At 47.4% G+C, this 20,291-nt stretch carries 17 protein-coding genes; 3 read left to right on the forward strand and 14 right to left on the reverse strand.

Features of this window, described 5'->3' with window-relative positions; translation table 11 throughout:
- Positions 1-63: 63 nt before the first annotated feature.
- The gene (locus KJS65_RS13405; RefSeq protein WP_213650238.1) at positions 64-1,227 is read left to right on the forward strand and encodes an ROK family transcriptional regulator; all 1,164 of its coding nucleotides are present in this window, start codon (positions 64-66) and stop codon (positions 1,225-1,227) included.
- Positions 1,228-1,380: 153 nt separating this feature from the next.
- On the opposite strand, the gene KJS65_RS13410 is transcribed toward KJS65_RS13405, so the two are convergent.
- Positions 1,381-2,907: an MDR family MFS transporter gene (locus KJS65_RS13410; RefSeq protein ID WP_213650239.1), complete on the reverse strand. Its 1,527-nt coding sequence runs from the start codon at positions 2,905-2,907 to the stop codon at positions 1,381-1,383.
- 173 nt (positions 2,908-3,080) lie between these two features.
- Here KJS65_RS13410 and KJS65_RS13415 point away from each other — a divergent pair, with 173 nt between their 5' ends.
- Positions 3,081-3,518, forward strand: a complete 438-nt coding sequence (locus KJS65_RS13415; protein WP_213650807.1) for a MarR family winged helix-turn-helix transcriptional regulator — start codon at positions 3,081-3,083, stop codon at positions 3,516-3,518.
- A 174-nt stretch (positions 3,519-3,692) separates the two neighbouring features.
- Here KJS65_RS13415 and KJS65_RS13420 read toward each other — a convergent pair whose 3' ends face one another.
- From KJS65_RS13420 to KJS65_RS13480, 13 genes are all read right to left on the reverse strand, one after another.
- Entirely contained in the window at positions 3,693-5,033 is a 1,341-nt protein-coding gene (locus tag KJS65_RS13420; RefSeq protein WP_213650240.1) for a sialidase family protein, read from the reverse strand.
- An 11-nt stretch (positions 5,034-5,044) separates the two neighbouring features.
- Positions 5,045-6,001 (reverse strand): dihydrodipicolinate synthase family protein, encoded by a 957-nt coding sequence (locus tag KJS65_RS13425; RefSeq protein ID WP_213650241.1) that lies wholly within the window; start codon positions 5,999-6,001, stop codon positions 5,045-5,047.
- A 27-nt stretch (positions 6,002-6,028) separates the two neighbouring features.
- Positions 6,029-7,081 (reverse strand): sialidase family protein, encoded by a 1,053-nt coding sequence (locus KJS65_RS13430; RefSeq protein ID WP_213650242.1) that lies wholly within the window; start codon positions 7,079-7,081, stop codon positions 6,029-6,031.
- Positions 7,056-8,219, reverse strand: a complete 1,164-nt coding sequence (locus tag KJS65_RS13435; RefSeq protein WP_213650243.1) for a sialidase family protein — start codon at positions 8,217-8,219, stop codon at positions 7,056-7,058. Before KJS65_RS13435 ends, KJS65_RS13430 begins: the two co-directional genes overlap by 26 nt.
- 94 nt (positions 8,220-8,313) lie before the next feature.
- Positions 8,314-10,032, reverse strand: coding sequence for a type 2 periplasmic-binding domain-containing protein (locus tag KJS65_RS13440; RefSeq protein ID WP_213650244.1), 1,719 nt, complete (start codon positions 10,030-10,032; stop codon positions 8,314-8,316).
- A 44-nt stretch (positions 10,033-10,076) separates the two neighbouring features.
- Positions 10,077-10,952, reverse strand: coding sequence for a carbohydrate ABC transporter permease (locus KJS65_RS13445; protein ID WP_213650245.1), 876 nt, complete (start codon positions 10,950-10,952; stop codon positions 10,077-10,079).
- A 19-nt stretch (positions 10,953-10,971) separates the two neighbouring features.
- Positions 10,972-11,922 (reverse strand): ABC transporter permease, encoded by a 951-nt coding sequence (locus KJS65_RS13450; protein ID WP_213650246.1) that lies wholly within the window; start codon positions 11,920-11,922, stop codon positions 10,972-10,974.
- 189 nt (positions 11,923-12,111) lie between these two features.
- Positions 12,112-14,880: a sensor histidine kinase gene (locus KJS65_RS13455; RefSeq protein WP_213650247.1), complete on the reverse strand. Its 2,769-nt coding sequence runs from the start codon at positions 14,878-14,880 to the stop codon at positions 12,112-12,114.
- A gap of 13 nt (positions 14,881-14,893) precedes the next feature.
- Positions 14,894-16,450: a response regulator gene (locus KJS65_RS13460; protein ID WP_213650248.1), complete on the reverse strand. Its 1,557-nt coding sequence runs from the start codon at positions 16,448-16,450 to the stop codon at positions 14,894-14,896.
- A 216-nt stretch (positions 16,451-16,666) separates the two neighbouring features.
- The gene (locus KJS65_RS13465; protein WP_213650249.1) at positions 16,667-17,122 is read right to left on the reverse strand and encodes a hypothetical protein; all 456 of its coding nucleotides are present in this window, start codon (positions 17,120-17,122) and stop codon (positions 16,667-16,669) included.
- Positions 17,123-17,272: 150 nt separating this feature from the next.
- Positions 17,273-17,596: an AzlD domain-containing protein gene (locus tag KJS65_RS13470; protein WP_213650250.1), complete on the reverse strand. Its 324-nt coding sequence runs from the start codon at positions 17,594-17,596 to the stop codon at positions 17,273-17,275.
- Positions 17,587-18,261 carry an AzlC family ABC transporter permease gene (locus KJS65_RS13475; protein WP_213650808.1) on the reverse strand — a complete coding sequence of 225 codons (675 nt, stop codon included), beginning with the start codon at positions 18,259-18,261 and terminating at the stop codon, positions 17,587-17,589. The genes KJS65_RS13470 and KJS65_RS13475 overlap by 10 nt, the downstream gene beginning before the upstream one ends.
- 137 nt (positions 18,262-18,398) lie before the next feature.
- Positions 18,399-19,214 carry a TrmB family transcriptional regulator gene (locus KJS65_RS13480; protein WP_213650809.1) on the reverse strand — a complete coding sequence of 272 codons (816 nt, stop codon included), beginning with the start codon at positions 19,212-19,214 and terminating at the stop codon, positions 18,399-18,401.
- Positions 19,215-20,025: 811 nt separating this feature from the next.
- On the opposite strand from KJS65_RS13480, the gene KJS65_RS13485 reads away from it, so the two are divergent.
- Positions 20,026-20,226, forward strand: a complete 201-nt coding sequence (locus tag KJS65_RS13485) for a hypothetical protein (RefSeq protein ID WP_213650251.1) — start codon at positions 20,026-20,028, stop codon at positions 20,224-20,226.
- Positions 20,227-20,291 lie beyond the last annotated feature (65 nt).

Below are 20,291 nucleotides of genomic sequence, written 5' to 3' on the forward strand. Positions count from 1 at the left end.
ATTCTAGTGATAAAATGATATAATGAACCGTGATTTTATATTCGTTTACATTGGAGGATTTAGATGATTACTGGTGATGCCTCATATATAAAAAAAATCAATCGCTCTTTAATCATCCGTGAGATTTTAAGAGAAGAAATGATATCAAGGGCGGATCTTTCCAAGATTACAGCCTTAACGAGAGCTACCATTTCGGCACAGGTGGCTGATTTACTGGAAGAAGAACTTGTCGTTGAGACGCAGCTTGAGCATAATTCTGTGGGAAGAAAGCCGATCATGCTCTCTCTGAACGGTCATGCAGGGTATGCTCTCGGTATTGACCTTGATTTTGGACAAGTTTCTTTTACACTCTCCAATCTATTGGGAAGTCCGGTATCTTCGGAAATCATCCGTATTCATACGAACAACTACGCAGAAATTCTTGAGCTTCTCATACTAAATATTACAAAATACCAACAAGAATTCTCGGATAGCCGTTATGGAATTGTAGGGATTGTTGTTGCCATTCATGGTCTGGTCTCTAATGATGAATTTATTCAATATGTGCCCCGTTTCCATTGGAAAAACGTCAATCTGAAAAGTGATCTGGAAAAAGCAGTCGGCGTCGAAATTCATTTGGAGAACAATGCTAATCTCAGCTCTTTTGCAGAGAGAGTATTTATTCACCATGAAACAGATAATCTGTTATGCACAACGCTGTATTCCGGCATAGGACTTGGAATGATGATGAACAACAAGTTTTTTCGCGGATATGACGGGTTCGCTGGTGAAATCGGCCATATGATTATCGTACCTGGAGGCAAACCCTGCACTTGCGGCAATAAAGGCTGCTGGGAAAAATACGCTTCTGAAACCAGCGTTTTTGAATATCTGTCCGAAACCAAAAGCATGATTAATATTAGATATGAGCAAATTCAACAATGGATGAATGAAGACGACTCAGATGTATATGAAATCATGGAGCAATTTATTTATTACCTTTCGATCGGTTTAAATAACATGATTAATATATATAATCCTGATGTCGTTGTCATTGATAGCGAGCTGCTGCGAATCTATCCGGATTCCTTAAATAAAATCCATCAAAATCTGCATTCTCAAATCAGCCATTACCGTGAACTCACCCTATCCACTATTGGAAAAAAATCTTGTGTCTTAGGTGCATGCGCACTGGCGATAAGCCATTTTTTAGATGTTCCGATTCTCAATTTACCCTATAAGGATTAATCTACTGTGTTCATAATGGCTTCCTGTTTAAGGGAAGTCATTTTTTATTACCGTAAATCCCGCAAATCATCGCTTGTGGTACCAAAAAACAAACAGCGCACACCGATTGATTATCGGCATACGCTGCGATTTGTTTGATATGGAATGCTTGGATTAAGCGTCTGGGCTATTTTCTTTTTGAGTCATGGCAACCCGGGAATTCCCCATCATGATCACGAAAATGATAGCGATGGCGATCGGAATGACTGCGATGAGGAACACATGTGTAATCGAGCTGGACATCGCATTAACGATTTTTTCAAGAATCGCTGCCGGAATTTTTGCACGCACGCTTGGTTCAAAGATCTGTCTGGTATCGCCAATATTGGACATTGCAGAATCCGCATTGCCGCCCATCCCTTTGAAGCCTTCAGCCAGTTTATTGGCAAACACATTATTTTGAATCGTGCCAAAAATCGTAATCCCCATCGTCATTCCCAGCGAACGGAGGAATTGGTTGGTCGAATTGGCCGTACCACGGAAGCGAGGCTCCAGATTATGCTGGGAAGCCGTCGGCAGCAGCGAGAACGAGAAGCCCATACCAAAACCTACGATAATCATAAACAGCGTAAGGAGAATCCGTGCTGAATCCGGGGTCAATGTGCTGAGCATGAACATGCCTGCGATATAGGCAATAACCGAAATAATCATCAGATTACGATAGCTTGTCTTCGCTACGAAAATACCGCCAATGGCGCTGCCCGCAACGGATCCTAGCATCATCGGTGTCAGGATAAGTCCGGCATTGGTTGCCGAGCCCCCATATACCGCCTGAACAAAAATAGGAATGTATACGGTCAAAATAATAAAGGTACCTCCATACAAGAAGGCTAAGATTTGTGATGATGCAAACAAACGGCGCTTAAACAAGAAGAACGGGAGGATGGGTTCCTTGGCCCGCAGTTCTACGAAGAAGAACACGATAAAGAAGACCGCAAAGCTGACAAACAATGAAATAATCAGCGACGAATTCCAGTCGTATTGCTTGCCGCCAAGCTCCAACGCGAACATCAGGCTGATCACAGCGATGACGAGGGTCGATGCACCCCACCAGTCGATCTTCTGTTTCGTATGGACCGGCGATTCCTTATAATTCTTCATAATGAGCGCAAAAGAAACGATCCCGATCGGAACGTTAATATAAAACACCCATTCCCAGCCAACGTAGTCCGTGATATATGCGCCGAGCAGAGGACCAACCACGCTTGCTGCACCGAATACGGCGCCAAGAAGGCCGGTCATTTTACCGCGTTTCTGCGGCGGGAAGATATCAAAAATAATAGTGAATGCAATCGGCAGCAATGCACCGCCGCCAATCCCCTGAATCGCCCGGTACATACTGAGCTGCTCAATGGATTGCGCAAAACCGCATAGCGCCGAGCCGATCAGGAAGACGGTTAAACCAAAAATAAAAAATCTCTTTCTGCCGTACATATCGGACAGTTTGCCGAAGATCGGCATACCGGCCATCGTCGTGACCATATATGCGGACGTGACCCAGACAAATTTATCCATTCCTCCAAGCTGGGATACAATCGTACCCATTGCTGTCGCAACAATGGTATTGTCAATGGCTGACATAAAAATGGCAAGCAATAAGCCTGCCACTACCAGCTTTATATTACTTTTTGCAGCCTCCATCAGTGAACCCCTTTACAAATTATTAATGATTTCGATAGAATGAAATTAATTAATTTACATGTCTATCAAATATCTCGATATTCAAGATATTGATATTTTAAAAGGAGGTTTGTCGTTTGTCAAGCGAACAACAAGACCAAACTACAGATCCGAAAGAACGTTTCGTCTCACTCATGCGTGGATTAGGAACACGTACGATATTATATCAGCAAAATGTAGCTGCTTCACTTGGCATGTACAATAATGATTTGAAATCTGTGGATATTCTGAACGAAACCGGACCGATTACCGCTGGGGAGCTCTCAAAATTAACCGGCCTTGCTACGGGCAGCGTTACCGCATTAATTGACCGTCTTGAAAAAGTAGGCTATGTCCGCAGGGAAAATGACCCGAGTGACCGACGCCGGGTGATTATTGTCCCTGAGTATGAATCAAAGGAAGAAATCAGCAATACGTACCTTCCGCTTCACACTGCGATGATTAACCTGGTCTCCTCCTATACACCCGAAGAGCTAACGCTCATTACCGAGTTTTTAGGAAAAGCAAGCTCCGTCCTCGAAGAACAAATTGAATATCTAAGCTCCAAGACGCGCGGCAAAACTTCTTCATAAACCCTATGCTGACAACTTAAATGAGTGGTTATGTAGAGTCGAATGGCTTCGATTGCTTCTATATATAATTGATCATTGAAGCCAGCATCTGTCTTGAAGAAAATTCGATTCGTCAACAAACAAAGAAGCGCAGCCCTATGGCTGCGCTTCTTCGCTTGTTGCTAATGCAAACGATTACATCCCTTTGATCCAGTCGATGCTAAACTTTATGAAATAAATATGGAACTCGTCTCCCTCATATAACAATCCGAGTTCACCGCTTGGTAAAACGGTCAAACAAGAGTAGCAATAAGGGCCAGCATTCACAGTTCTTGAATATGTCCATGTGTGACCGCCATCTTCACTCAGCCTTACCGTTCCAAGGATTCTGTTATCCGGATCTGCAGGATTAGCCCAGATCAGACGCTGTTTTCCGTCTCCAAGATCCGGATAATTAATCACCGTCGCCTGACAGATGGGATCGATCAATTCGGAAGCAAAAGAGACCTCCCCCCATGATTGTCCTCCATCCTTGCTTACGGCAACAGCTGTTCTCTTCGTTGCCGCATGATTCCGCATGAAAATCTTTAAGTCCCCGTTATCCATTTCAACGACTTGAGACTCTGTCAATTGTGCGGAGGAAGATTTCATTCTTTCTGCCGACAGCATCTCTCCCTCCCACATTCTCCCGTCATTTGGGGATTCCCCCATCTGCCAAGTTTGCCCATGGTCATCACTGTAGATGATCGAATAAGACATAAACGTATCCTGATTCGTAAAATAAACGGGGAATACAAGCCGTCCGCGATGTCTATCCGCTGTAAGTTGGAGTCCTCTTCCCGGTCCGGCTCCGATAAATTTCATCCATGATTTTTTCACCTGTGCATTCAGTTCAATGGGTTTCGACCATGTTATTCCATCATCCTCACTTTTAATCACTTGTAAAAAGGATGTTCTTGCCTCAAGCAAGCTCCGGGGTTGTATATCCTCCTTCAAGTAGATGTTTCCGCTGTATTCCCCGTTAAACAACACATCGCCATTATCCTTCACGGCATAATTTGTGTTAGCACCTGTCTTATCCGTAACTTCCCCGTTCACATTCAGAATATATTCTTGGCCTGATTCGTCGTACAAGAGACGGAGCCCATCCTCGTTAAAACCGAGAGACTGCTGTGACGCCCATAAGCCTATCCCGCCCGGCGTATGAGAATAAAGCATCCAGAGCGTTCCCGTTACCCGATCTTCCAGGAGTGCCGAATCGATCGCTGCCGCTCCGTCTGCCCCTTCGCCCGGATATTCGACAAGCAGTTGAATATCACGCCAGGTTTCCCCTTCATCGGTACTGCGCCGAATAGCGAGCGAGATGTGATTTGGATTATCTTGGGTTCCGGCCCACCTTACATCGATACCCGCAATGATGGTCCCTTTTCGTGTTGTTAATAGCGATGGAATACGATATGCAGCCGAACCAAACATCCCTGGCGCAAATACCGTGACAGGCTCCATTTTAGTGAATGAATCGTTCTTGATGTTCATTTTAATTCCCCCTATACGTGAGTAAGTTCAACTAATTGCAAAATTTTATCATTCAGTTGAACAATCCGGTTCATTTCCGAATTCGGGACAGGCAATAGCGGCAACCTGGCCTCTCCGCAATCCAGACCTCGTAATCTCAGTATCGCTTTACATCCTCCATAGAGTGAAGGCATTGTCAGCAGTTCGATAATGATTTCATTCACTTTGAACTGCCACTCCCTCGCCTCGGCCATACGGCCTTCGACGAAACAGCTTTCTATTTTCAGGAACAGCTCTGGCATAATACCGTAGGTTCCTCCAATTCCTCCATCAGCTCCAATGCTCCGTCCCGCCAAATATTGCTCGTCCGGTCCGTTAAAAACGAGAAAGTCTTCACCACCTGCCGCTTTAAACTGCTGCAATTCGAACGTACTCTCAGCGGAGATTTTCACGCCAATGACCTTTTCTTGAGCAGCCATCTCGATCAACAGTTCTTTGGACAAATGAAAGCCTGTCGTTTGTGGAATATGATAAATGATAAATGGAAGAGAACAACTGTCAATAATCGCCTGCCAATGATGCCGAACACTTTGGGGTGATAAACGATAATAAATAGAAGGTACTGCAGAAATGGCATGAGCGCCTGCCATCTCTGCATGCTTTGCCAATTCCACACTATCTCGAGTCGCGGGTGCCCCGATGTGAGCAATAATCGTGAGCTCATCACCTACTTCTTCAATGACCGCTTCCAGCGTTAGTTTGCGCTCCTCAAGCGACTGAAGCATGCCCTCCCCGGAGCTTCCTCCGACATACAGCCCTTTTACTCCGGCATTGGCGTAATAACGTGCTAGTCCCCTCGCTGCTTCCGGACTCACATTTCCGAGAGAATCATAACAAGCATACATCGCAACAATGATGCCCTTAAACTGTTCCGGATCATAGATTGCCAAAACCGAATGCACTCCTTTGTAATGGACTTCTTTCTGCATGAACGCAGGCCTTCTGATCTTGTTACTTCATGTCCTGATTAGAAATGCTTCTTCGTTCAAGGCATATCCGCGGATTTGGCAGTTTGGAGCATCGTCCGCGATGTATTGAACGATATAGATTTCGCCATCGTCAAATTGGACCCAACCAGAATATCCGTTATCTGCGAGCGGAGAGCGGTCATAGTCGATCGGCAAAACGCGGATCCATTGTTTTTGATAATCCGTTTCCAGAACGGTTTCTGCATCCATCCAGGCGGCAAACAAATTTTGATTGCTTCCATAACCGACCGGACCTCCCTGATAGAAGCGATGGGTCATCATGAGCATTCCGCTCTTCAACATCCGCGCAACAGGCCGGTGACAGCCAGGCAGCGGCATGCGGTACGGGCCCTCCCAAGTTTCGCCTTGATCCCTGGAAATCACTTTGTACCCGTCATATCCCTGGTTCGAGTTCTCCCTTAAAAAAGCCACGAGCGAATGGTCCGGCAGTGCCACGATCGATCCTTCGCACAGATGGAGCCCTTGCTGGCTGGCAACGGTAACCGGTCCGCACCAATCCTGTCCATGGTTATCCGTGTACCAAAGCAATTGTTCCAGATACCCATGCGATATGCTCTTCCAGTGGGCGGACAACAACCACCTGCCCGACGGCAGCTCGCATAAGGTATCCGGAACAAGCCCCCGGACTGGAGTAGGAATGGGGTCCTCCCATTCATCGCCCTCCGGCGTACCGATATACATTTCGCTGACGGATTCATGGAAATAACCCTGATCCGTATCATTGCAGCGGAATACCTTATTCGTAACTATCACGAGCCTGTTATCCTTCAGCCGCGAAATACTGCAGCAATCATAATAATAATCGAGTCCGGCGGTGTTCTCAGTCAAAGGGATTTTCTCCCCCCAGGTCCTTCCGCGATCAAGACTCTCCTTGTATACGACGCGGGTATAGGATCTGTCGGTATGACTCGTACATTCGGTAAATACGCAGATCAGCTTCCCCTTCTCCGTTAAGACAAGCGCGGGAAACGCCTCATAAATCGCGTCATCCCGGCTAACGGTAAAATGCTGTATCGACATGTAAAACAGCCTCCTTTTTCCCAGTCTGTTCGCTTGAATCACACCCCGTCTCCACAAGGATGGACGCCAACGGGATTTTTCTAACCTTCAGCCTGCTGAGGCATATGCCATCTTCAGGTTCACCTGCACAATAGGCGAGAAGAACCGAAGCCCCCGTGAAGTGGATGGCGGTGTAACAATAACCCCCGTGGTTCTCCTCCCGTTCAAGGGCAAAATGCCGCTCCCAAGTCCGTCCGTTATCCTTGCTGATGGCACCGATGAGCGGGGTACGCCCCCACGAATGCTTCTCAAGGGGCCTCGTCGCGTAATTCGGAATCGGATTCCATACCGCCATCAGACAATCGCAGCCCGGTATGCGTTTCATCGATAACGGCGAATTCGGCGAGGTAAAGCCGGACGCTCCAGCCTCGCTCCACGTCTCTCCCCCGTCAAAGGAGAACATTTCGTATTGGCGGCCCATATCGGTTCTGGCCCAGGCCCACAAGACGTCTTTCCGCAGCTCGATCAGACCCGGTTCCTGAAGGCCGCTATGAGAATGCGGGGAAATCAGGGCACAGAAATTTCTGGATTCCCGCCATGTCAGCCCGTCATCATCGGACAGAAAGAAGCAGGTGATGGCTCTTCCGTCAAAAGATTTCCAGTCCGTCATGCTTTCCCCCTTCAGTTTGTGATAACCTGCGGGAACGATGAGCCTGCCAGAAGACAAACGCACGACCCGATCGTTGTTGGTCACGAAGTAACCCATACCAGGTATACAGCAGATCGGATCGCTCCAGGTGTCGCCTGCATCTGAAGATCTCCGTAAATGCAGGCGGAGATCATGCCAGCCATACCGAATCAGGTAAAACAGCCCAATGTCGCCCTTTTGCATATGCAAAAGGGAGGTGCTCATGATATTCATCGCGTCGTGGTCTTCCGGACGGGCAATAACGCGGGGCTCCGACCAGGTACTCCCTTCGTCTGCCGAATAACAGACAGCGATGCAGGCCTTCGCAGTATCATCATAAGATTCTCCCATAAATCGGCTGTAAGCAAAAAGCAACCGACCGTCTTCCAGCTCCAAAAAAGCTCCTTCGCTGTTTCTTGGGTTTCCACTGGCGGGAGGTAAATCCAGCACGATTTTTCCTAACTGCTCCAACGTGATTTCCCCTCTCTGTATCATTTCTACTCAGCTTAAGGGGGCGCTGGCGGCAATTCGCCGCCAGTCCTCTGCGGGATATGTGATGAAGTTATTACTTTTGATTCAACAAGTCCGCGACTTTCGGGGCTTTGTCGAGCTCGGCCAGTATTTCTTTCCCTCCGTTATTCAAATAACTTTGCACGTATTTGTCCCATTCCTTATCGATATCGATCTGTCCGGCTATGGCCTTCATGCGGAATTCGCTGACGATCGTGTTCAACTGGCCGCTGTATTTGTTGTTTAACTCGGAGGAATTCGTCTGGTTCAACAGATCGTATTTAAACGGCTTGATCTGCATCTTTTCCAGGACGTCGGCTCTTCCGAAAAAGTCGGTCTTCAGCTTCACCGTATCCTCCGACGACAAGAGCGATGCTCTCTTAGAATCATAGGTTCTGAAATTGTACGCCCAGAAACCCATATTGCCCTCCGTTTCCGGATATTCCGGTTTGATCTTGAGCGCCGATTTCTCCGGCGTGCCTTCCCAATAGGAATGAGTATCGATGTCCCCATATAAGGTCCAGATCGCGTCATCGTCAAAATTGATGTAATCGAAAACCTGCAAAATGCGGGCAAGCTGCTCATCGGTTACTTTTTTGGAAACGTAAAATGCATCCCCCAGCAAGTTCACCGGCTCAAAGGAGCCTTCCCCTTGGCGGCCATCCGGTCCAATCTCGGGCGCGGTAACGAGCAGCTTTACATTCGCATCCTTCACGACCAAATTCTGCGGAGCTCGCCCTTTGGTCCAATCATCCATGCCGACATAAGCAGGCTGCGCGGGATAATAGCCTGTTTTGCCCAGCAAATATTTATCCCAGCTCTTGTTTACGTCAATCGTCGTCCACTCCGGATCGACGAGGCCTTCCTTATTCCATTTGGCCATGAGCTTGAGAAACTCCTTGTAGCTATCGGATATTTCCGCCGCCGTCAGCTTCCCGTTTTCCTCGAGGTTATATCCGCTCGCTACCCCGTATGATCCCATCAGCGTGCTCGCCCAGGAAAGATTGTTGTTGAACGGCAGCAGACCATACGTGTCGTTTTTACCGTTTCCGTCCGGATCGTTAAAAGTGAATGCTTTCAAGATATTTTCGGTTTCTTCCAGCGTGTAGGCTTTATCCGTAAAAAAGATCCGCTCTTTGCCGCCGGACGTTCCGACGGGCTTGATGTCTCCCGGAGGTTTGATGCCAAGCTTTTCGAGCCAATCCAGACGGAATGTCGGAGCCCACACCAACGCATTGGTATGCCCTTCATATCCCAGAAGCTGCAGGTATTGATCCTTTGTTCCCGGAGCCAGATTCTCTTCCCAGCCCGGTGGATTATCATTCAGCATCTTCGAATAACGCGGCGCATATTTTTCAAGCATTTCCTTCGGGATGGTCCGTGTCAGCCCGTTATCGTAAAACTCCTTCGATGTCATGCTGGCTGCGGTGAAAGAGAAGGTATCCGGCAGATCACCAGATGCGATCATAAGCTGTACCTGATCCTTGTTCCATGTATCGACCTTGACGTTGTTGATTTTGATATTGTACTTTTCCTCCAGCTTCTTCTGAACCCAGTTCCCATCCTCGACTTTTCCTCTTGTGAAGGATCCCGACAGCTTCAACTCAAGCGGGCTAGAGAAATCCCCCGGCGCTGGCAATTCGCTTGACGCCTTCCCTTGTGTCGTGGCAGAGGTGCCGGACTCCGACGTATTACTGCCGCTGCATCCCACCATGCCAAAGGATAGGGCTCCAGCCAATAGGACCGGGCATAACATTTTCAAACGCTTGTTCATGAAACGGGCCTCCTCTAAATTTTTTCGGGTTAAAAATGATATCCTCAGCCTTTTAACGAACCAATCATGATGCCTTTGATAAAATATTTCTGCGCAAACGGATAGATCAGAATGATCGGACCGATCGAGATCATGACCGTCGCCGCCCGGACGTTGCTGAGAAGCAAATTGGCATTGGTCATGCCTCCGCCTCCACCGAACTGCGTCTGGGACAAATCCATATCGACCATCATGCTGCGGACCACCATTTGCAGAACCGTCTTGGAAGGGTCACGAATATAGATCATGGCATCAAACCACGCATTCCAGTGTCCTACCGCAGCCCAAAGGGCCACCGTTGCGATCACGGGCTTGGCTAACGGGATCATGATTTTGCCCAGGATCGTAAAGTACCCTGCGCCGTCAATCAGGGCAGATTCTTCGATGCCTTTGTCAATCGTCATCATGTAGTTGCGCATGATAATGATCGAGAACACATTGACCGCCCCCGGCAAAATCAACGCAAGCCGGTTATCGAGCAGCCCCAGGTTTTTAATCAACAAGTAGTCGGGGATCATTCCACCGGAGAAAAACATCGCGATCAAGAAAAAGATCGTAAAATAATTCCGGTATGGCAGATCCCGCTTCGACAGCGGGTAAGACACCAGCAGCGTGGTACAGACGATGATCACGGTACCGACCACGGTCCGTAAAATCGTATTCAGATAAGCGGCAGCGATATCTTGATAAGAAAATACGAACTTGTAAGCATCCGGCATCCAATGATCCGGCCACAGATGCACGCCTAGACTAGATGCGCTGCTGGGTCCGGAGAACGAAAGCACGACGGTTTGCCAGAATGGATACAGGACGGCAATCGAAAATGAACCGATCAAAAATACGTTTAAAACATCAAATAGAGTCATCCGTTTTTTAGACATGCTTCTCCTGCCTCCTTTCCTACCAAATGCCATGCTCGCTGCGTCTGCGGATGATCGTGTTCGCGCCAATGATCAGAATGACGCCGACAACGTTTTTGAACAGTCCAACGGCAGTGGCGTAGTCCAGTTGAAATTGCTCGATACCTCTGCGGTAGACGTACGTATCGATGATGTCCGCAACACCGTAAACCATCGGATTGTACAGATTCAGGATTTGGTCAAATCCCGCGTTCAGTATATTGCCGAGGCTTAGAATAAACATGATGACAATCATCGGAATCAGCGATGGGATCGTGATATGCAGCATCTTCTTAAAACGCCCCGCCCCGTCCACGTCTGCCGCTTCATACATATCCGTATTGATCGAAGAGATCGCCGCGAGATAAATGATCGCCCCCCAACCGATCTCCTTCCAGACATCCGTCAGGACCAACACCGGAATAAAGAAATGGGTATCCGACAAAAAATTGATCGGCTGTCCGCCGAACAGCTGGATGACGTAATTCACCACGCCTCGTTGCGGGGAAAGAACCTCGCCCACCATCGAAGCGAGAATAACCCATGACATAAAATGGGGCAGATACGAAATCGACTGCGCGACTCTTTTGAACATCCCGTTCTTAATCTCGTTCAGCAGTACCGCCAGCACGATCGGAGCCGGAAAAGATATAGCCAGTTTCAAAATACTAATGATGAGGGTATTCCTTAAAGCCCGGGTAAACAGAAAATCATGGAACAGACCTTTGAAATGCTCGAAATGATTCCAGGGGCTGTTCCAGATGCCAAGACCCGGAGAAAATTTTTTGAAAGCCACCATGATGCCGTACATCGGAACATAGTGAAAAATAAAAAGCAAAATCATGGGCACCAGCATCATCAGATACAATGCCTTCATTCTCTTGGCCCGAACCCAGTTTTCGTTGGTTTTGCGGACGGATGGCCGTTCTGCAAGCGGAGTCACGGTGCTCATCGTGATGTCATCCACTCCTTTCATCAATAATAGGAAACGCTTTCATCGCTATTATAGAAAAGCGGACATCCGAAAAGTGATACGATCTTTAGGTGTTGTATCATTATCTTTAGATGTTTCCTGCATACGAAAATGAAGGCTGCCCGAAAGACGCGGGGGCAGCCTTCATTTTAGCTCCTCATCTTGAGATCATCTGCTCGCATTGGCGGGAAGCAGCAAGGTAACGACGGTGCCTTCCCCAACCTTGCTGTCGATGCTTAAGCCGAAATCCTCTCCAAAGTTCAATTTAATCCTCGCGTTCACATTGAAAATGCCGACCTTTTTGATTTCGGGATTGTCCAGCTGCTTCCTGACCTCCAGCAGATCCTCGTCCTTCATGCCGAGCGCGTTATCCTTTACAACCACACGGATCACATCGCCTTGCCGCTGACAGGATATTTCAATGGTTACCTGCTGTTTCGTCATCCTTGCCCCATGATGGATGGCGTTTTCAATGACGGGCTGCAATATAAGCTTCGTGGTGGCGCACTCCAGCACATCCTCGTCGGTATGCCAAATACATTGAAAGTTATCATACCTTGAAGACATAATCCCCACGTAAGTTTTGGCGTACTGTATTTCATCCCGCATTTGAATAATCTGTTCCCTGTTCGTAATATAACGGAACAGCCGGCTTAGCGAACTGATCATGCCGACCGCTTTATCGACTTCATGCATTTCGACGAGGTATGTCAGATTTTCCAGGGTATTGTACAGGAAATGGGGATTAATTTGCGATTGAAGGGCAATCATTTGAATTTCCTTCTTCTCGTATTCGAGCTTGATTCTTTCTTTGTTGGCCATCAGCGACTCTTGCATCAGATCATCCATCCTGCGGATCATCTGGTTGAAGTTGCGCCCCAATAAATCGACTTCGTCGATTCCGGACGCCGTTTTCAGGATCATCAGATCGCTTTTCCCAAGCTCGTATTCATTCAGTCCTTGACTCAGCCGGCTGAGCGGCTTCAGCATTCCTTGCGACATAAAATAAGCGAAAACAAGCATGAGCAGAAAAATCAGAAAGATCAGATACGAATCGCTCAAAAATAGATTGATGACCTGCGTCTTCACATCCGAATAGTTATAGCTGGAAACAAACCTCCAAGGAACCCCGCCGATTTTCTTGGCAGAAACAAAATATTGTCCCCCAAAGGGTCCTGCCTGCTGTAAATTTCCTTCAGGAATCGATAAATCCATGGACTTTCCGATTTGGCCGATCACCGGATGGGAGACGATCCGGCGATCGGCATCGACAATAAAGGCTTCACTGCCATTCTGCTTGAATTCGGCATATAAATTGGATAGCTCTTCGCTGGGCATTTCCACCGTAATGAACCCTATAACCTCGGGGAATTTATCCATGGACATGATGGGCATACCGAGAACCACGGAGGTTTTCCCCAGATCATCCTTCGTCAGATTATAACTGATCAATCTGCCTGAGGATTTCATCCGATTATAAAAAGTCGCCTCCATTTTCCCGATTTGCTTATACCGGTTTGAAAACATCAACGTTCCGAAGCGGTCATAGATTCGTACCGATTGCTGGTTCAACCCCAGCAGATGGTTCTCATCGAGCAGTTTTTCCTCCAGCTTGTCCGGATCCTTCGCCAGCATGTCTGCCTGAACTGCTCTATCCAGCGAAATCCGGGACATCAGCACTTCGATTTGATTAATATTATGTTCCAGCTGGCTCGCCGTTTTTTCAAACAACGAATAATGGGTCTCCTTCAAATCATCAGCGACGATTTTGGAGGATTGCCAATAAAAAATAGCCATATACACGATAAAAGGCAAAAAAATCGTTACAATGAAGTACACCAAAAAACGGTCACGCAAATTAAACCGGCTTTTCTTGGCGAGCAGCTCCTTGTACCTCTGATGTTGATCCTCCGTAATATCGTACATGCTGAATAATTTAATGAGCTTATACACGGGAAGCAACACTTTGCTGGAAATGATCCGCGAAGAGACGAAGGTGACCAGAACGCCCACCATAAAAATGACTGCGAGCAGCCGAATCATCAGGAGGACCTGTTCGCGGTAAAATCCGACCCGATCCACATAGATCAAGCGGAATTGATGGAATGGGATCGTGATGTAATGCGCTTCAATATCATGACTCGGGAGAAAAAAGCTTCCTTCTTCCCGGGTGATATTATTTTTCAATTCGTCCATAACGACAGGATCCATCTCTCCCCCGCTAAAAATCAGATAGCGATTGGCGTCCATGAGTGAAATATTATCATTATAGGAGATGTTGTTTTTATAGTAATCGGAATTTAGCAGGATCAGGATCACCCCCAGTTGGGAGCCGTTATCGTCCGTTATATTAGCGGCAAAAAACAACCTTTGGTTCAAGCTGTTCACCGCTTTGGATAACCCGCCCCCGGAGGAGCCCAGATCCGGAAAATCGAGACTTTCCGCCGCCTCCCCGGGCAGCACGAGACTCAGCTTCTTCTCCAGCTTGCTTGAGGCGCGCATCCCATTCACGCTGAAGTCCAAATAGGTATCGTCCGCGCTGAATTGATTGGTCGGCGTGACCACTAATACCGAATCGATATATGCATTTTCCTGCCTGACATTATACAATAAGTTATCCAAATCCAGTGTAGTGCGGTATTTCTCCAGATTGTCCGTGCGGCTGTCGCCAAGTTTCTGGACATCGCTGATCAACTGCCCGTTCGTCTTCAAGTTGTTTAACGTATAGTACACATTGCTGAAGCTTGTGCTGATTTCAAAAGAAATCTGATTCAACCGGGTGTTGATGATGAACTGCTTCTTATCATCGATGAAATGCTTGACTTTAAAAAACAAAAAGCTGCTTAGAAGCAGCAGTAACACCAGCATGACTCCCAGGGAAAACAGCATCAGAAAATTCCGGAACGAAATCTTGCCGAATCCATTCAGCATTCGCATATGGCATCCTCCTTCAATGAATCGAACGGAATACGGCAGGCTTCATGCCCGTCACTTTTTTAAACACCTTATTAAAGTAAGAATGATTGTGGAAACCGGCCAGAATCGATACATCCTTAATCCGATAATCCGGGTTTTTCAGCAGCTCCATCGCCTTTTGAACCCGGACCTCATTCACGTAATCAATAAAATTTTGACCGGTTTCCTTTTTGAAAATCGAGCTGAAATACGCCGGATGAATAAATAACTGCCCCGCCAGATCCTCCAGCGTCACTTTCTCCGAAAAATGGTGATGGATATGTTCCTTAGCCAACAGCACGTAACGGTTGCCATCCCTTTCTTCTTCCGGAGCGTTCAATATCTCGTCGATGGTTTGAGCCATCCATCTTTTCAATTCGCCGAAGGATTCTGCGCCGTGAATTTGTTCGAGTGCCGCTTTTTTATCCAAGGTGGGCAGAGAGATTCCTTTTTCTCTCGCTTTGAGCAGGAGATACAGCATAAATTCCGAAAAGGCCATTTGAATCTCGTCCAGGCTCAATCGATTCCCCTGCGTCAACGCGTCCATGAAGCCTCGTAGGCCATGAGTGATATCATCCTTACGACGGGTGAGGACCGCCTCCGCCAATTGGTCCATCAGGCTGTTCACATGTTCATGGAGCCTGGACTCATCGCGTTCGCGCGGCGCGGATATATCCTGATAATAAACGATGGAATGTTGATCCCCGGAAAATGTATAAGCGTTGGCATACACCGCTTGATTAAAAGACGTATGAATATCTGCCTGATCCTTCACCATATTGCCGACGGCAATGGAAAATCCGTATTCTTTGCCGAAGGCTTCCGATAGCGAAGACCTTAAAAAATCGGAGTACCGCGTAAGCTGGGCCTGCAGGTCATATTTGCTGAGCGGTTTGGCGTGGTGCGCGAACAGGACCAGACGATTGCCGTAAAACAGGACGGGAACCTCGCTTTCCTTCCAATATTCCGTCGTCGCGTCTTGAATGAACTGCCGGGTAGATAAGCCCAGATCCTTTTCAAAAGCCTTCGAAAAGGAACACACGATTACCCTGATATAATCACGAAGCCGCGGCGCTTCGTTCTGATATGTAAGCTCTCCTTTAATCAACCCAATCCATACCGATTCCTCACGAGCACCGGAGACCCCTTTCGTTCGATCGCTCTCCAGTTCCTCATCTTTCTTCAGCTCGATCGCCAATCCGCTCAATAAACCGAGAAACTCATCCTTCACCAGCGGCTTCAGCAGATATCCTTTGATGCCGTACCGGATCGCCTCCTGCGCATATTTGAAATCATCATAGGCCGAGAGAATGATCGTTTGGATCTCTGGGTATGCGGATTGAAGCTTCTTCGCCAGCTCCAGGCCATCCATTTCCGGCATCATAATATCGGTCATCACCACATGAGGCGGATCCTCCCTAATGAATTGAAGCGCTTCCAATCCATCGCTGGCTGCACCGATGACCCGGAATCCGACCTCATGCCATGGGAAGGTGTTCGCTAATCGATCTCTTATGTTCTTTTCATCGTCCACTACCAGCACTTTATACATGATGTCTTATCGCCCCTTTGTCCTTGGAGACTTCTGTCCATTGAATTCAATAAATTAAAGCTAATTATATCAACAGGTTGATAGAATGAATATCCTATGTTTTTCTACTAAATTTATATCATTAACGCAGTATCGAATGGAATTCATATCATAAAAAATAGCTGCCGAGTATTCTCGGGCAGCCTGCGGAACGCTGTGTACGTAGATTGTCATTGCTTAGAAGCTGCTGCCGGCAGCGGCGATTCCGCTGAAACTCCGCGCCCCGATCGTCACATCATAATTTGTTATTACGCTGATCGTGTAATGAATCAATCCGCTCAGCACTTCAGCGGCCGTGGGAAAATCCACCGCCGTGATCGCGGCCATTTCGTAGCTTATCTCGGTTTGGCTCACCGCTTTCTGATACGTCGTGGTGAATATCGGATTCCCGTTACGAGAGATCGTAAATGTGGCATTGGGAACGAGGGTCGGAGCAGCGGTAATCCCCATTTGCAAGCGTGCGTACGCATTTAACGTGACACGCACCAAGCCGGCGTTGGCCGGTAAAACGCTCGCTGTTTGCAAACCGATATCTCCAAAAACATAGGGCTGTGAAGAAGACGTGATCTCTACTCCCGGCGTATCCTGCATGCCGTCGAGCGAGATTCTCATATCTATAAACTGAATGCTCATCCTGTTCACTCCTTTCCTATCAGATGATTCATACTATGATAGGATCGGGGAACCCGAATAGACGAAATATAGAGAGCCGGACCCAATCTCTTCCTACTTTTTTTCTTCGCATGCAATTGGATAGAATCTATCTTTCGCTACCCCCGGCCTCTACAAGAAGAAGCGCAAAGCCATGATCGAAACCATCCCCGTCACGACCGTTCCGAGCAAGCTTTTCGTTCTCATAGCAACGAGAACCGTCGGTATGGCCGCCAGCAGCTCGACATTATTTAGCAGGGAAAAGCGTCCGTCCTGCACGAATAGCTCCTGCCCGACCAATGCCGCCATGACGGAAATAGGAACATAGTCCAGCCAGCGAATGGCCCATTCCGGAAGCTCCATCCGGCTCAAGACCATCAGAGGCAATACCCGCGGCAGGAACGTCACCAAGGCAGATCCGAAAATGATCAAAAAGACATCCCATCTTACTTCCATTTATCGATCACCATCCCTATCGTTGAAGCGACGACCGTAGCGATAATAACCCCCACGTTTCCCGGATAAACGATCGCGACGGCCACCGCAATGACGATCGCGCAAACGGCCACGATGATATCGAGCTTCAATTTTTTTCGGCTGACGATCGCCAGGATCAACAAGCCGATGAACATGGCAGGCAGGGCAAAATCAAGTCCGTACTTTTCCGGGTCCGAAATCCATTGCCCCAGATAAGCGCCCGCAATATTGGCGATAATCCAATTCAGATATGCCGTCAGATTCAACCCGTGCATCCATTTTTCATGGATCTGTTTTCTTTTCGCCGCTTCATGGATGGCAACGCCAAAGGTCTCATCCGTCAAAAGCGAGCCTACCAGCATATTTTTGAACGGGGTAAGCTGCCGAAAATAAGGTGACAGCGCCGCACTGAGGAGGATATGCCGCAAGTTCACGAAGAAAATCGTAATCACGATCGCCGTCAGCGAACTCCCTGTGGCAATCATTCCGGCAGCGATAAACTGTGCAGAGCCTGCATACACCAATACACTCAGGAGGATGATCTCCATGATGCTCATACCTGCGGTCTTTTCCAATACACCCGCTGCAAATCCGATGCTCAAGTACCCGAGCAGGGTGGGGATGCAATCCTTCACCCCCTGCATAAAGCCGCTTACTTCCCCTGGAGTCGCAGATGTTTTTACCTGAAGCTCTTCCTGACTCACTCTTTTCCCTCTTCTCCGCTTTGTCTATTTAGATGTTAGATAAATAACGACTATAAAAAACAAGAAAGAAAAACGGTTCACGTCTGCATGAACCGCTTTCCCGTGACCACATGATAAAGATCCGGCTTGTTTCTCCACAGGGCTTCGACCTTTTCCGGGCCAAGCTCCTTGGTTACCTCGGCAAACATGATGTCATGGCGGATGTATTCGATGGCTACAAGGACGAGTGCCGGGTCCTGGGTTTTGACTGCCCAAGCTTCCCGATTCGGCCCGAAGTTCGCGATCAAGACTTCTTCCTTGTCCCGCGCCACGATGGTCAGATGACCGCCCATGCGCTCTTCAGCGACTTCCGGAGCCATGTAATCGTGATGGTAGGTGGTCCCCACCTGCGTTTCCGCCTTTCCGAACAGCACGGAAAAGACGGGAATTCCCTCCTCCGCGCGTCGATCAATCCGCTCCCGGATAAAAGCGACCTGGGGCTCCCATACGGACAGCCAGAGCTCTTCCTTCGCGTTTTCGATCATCTCGTTGATTTCCATGAGGACGTGCTCATCGCTGCTGATGCGGCGGATGACGTCGACCTCCTGCTCGCTTTCCAGCGCGGTCAGCTTTTTTTCCAGATAATCGAAGGATTGCTCGAAGTTGTCGCGAAGTCTTCCGATCAAGTCCTTCGCCGGCAAGGGCACGTACGTGACCGGCTCGGAAGGAACGGTATGGACCGCCCCTTTGTCGAGCAGTTTGCCGATGACCTCGTAGATCATGGAGCGCGGCACGCCCGAGCGTTTGCTGATTTCATAGCCCGTGATCGGCGAGTGCTTTAACAATCCGATGTAGGCTTTGCATTCGTATTGGGAAAATCCGAGCTTTTGCAGCTCTTTATAGATATCATCCATAGGCAACCTCATAGTAGTTATTATTATACCTACTATATGGTAAACTTCTATTTTAAGTCAATAGTTCAACTCTTTTATATCTGATTTCTGAGTAGATAAAATAAAGGAGAGCCTTTTTACAGGCTCTCCTTCGATTTCTTCCGCGTGCTTCAGATTTCCGGCATCCACCGTTCTTGCTCTATCCAATCCGTCGTCCCGTCAGGAAACTTTGAGTTTGATTTTAGTTTTGATTTTGCTCCCACAGCCGCAAATGATCGTATGCTTCAAATTTTTAATTGGCTGGTGGCACACGGGGCATACACTTTGATGCAGCGTCATCCCTGATCACCCTTTCCATTCATTCGTTCGCGCCTCGATCCATGCGGCTCATGCCGAGTTGATGATCGTAGACCGAAAAATTTAATGAGGTCATATATAAATGATAACATTTATCATTTTAAAGTCAATACTTATTTATAATTATTATAAATAGGATTGGAACCGATATAGAATCACTACCGAAAGCTTCCGGGCCATGTGACAGACGTCAAGACGGTTCGGCAACTGTGGCATCTGCAATGGACTTTCGGGAACTTAGGTATAACCGGAAGCGTGAGGGTAGTTTTTTGATTTATGAGGCTGCAAAAGAGGAATGCTGTGATATTACTCTAAAGTTCACAAAATCTATTATGCTTGCAATCGATATTACAGAGTTTTAAATAGGGTTGAAAAAGGGGAGAAAGATTCTTCTATTTGTTGTGCGCAGTGTTATAATATTCTTAGGCGAAAATACAATATTTTGAATTTCTGTGAATCCGGGGTGAAAACAGCTATGAAAAATAGAAACGTAACAGGTATTGTAGTGGCCATAATTTATTGTTTAGTCCTTGGTGAGTTTTTAATTGAAGCCCCCCCTGGTGAAGCTCCAAATAATCCGCCATGGGCATACTTAATGATTCCACTTGGAGCAATTGCAATTACGGCTCTCTTTGATTTTGTGATCAAGTATGATTTCTTCAAAGAAAAGAAATAGCCAATATCCAAATGGATCAAACTGAAAGTTTCTCAGACTTAGTTAAAAGCACAACCCCTAGTTCA

It is taken from the genome of Paenibacillus sp. J23TS9 (assembly GCF_018403225.1).
GTDB lineage: Bacteria > Bacillota > Bacilli > Paenibacillales > Paenibacillaceae > Paenibacillus_AQ.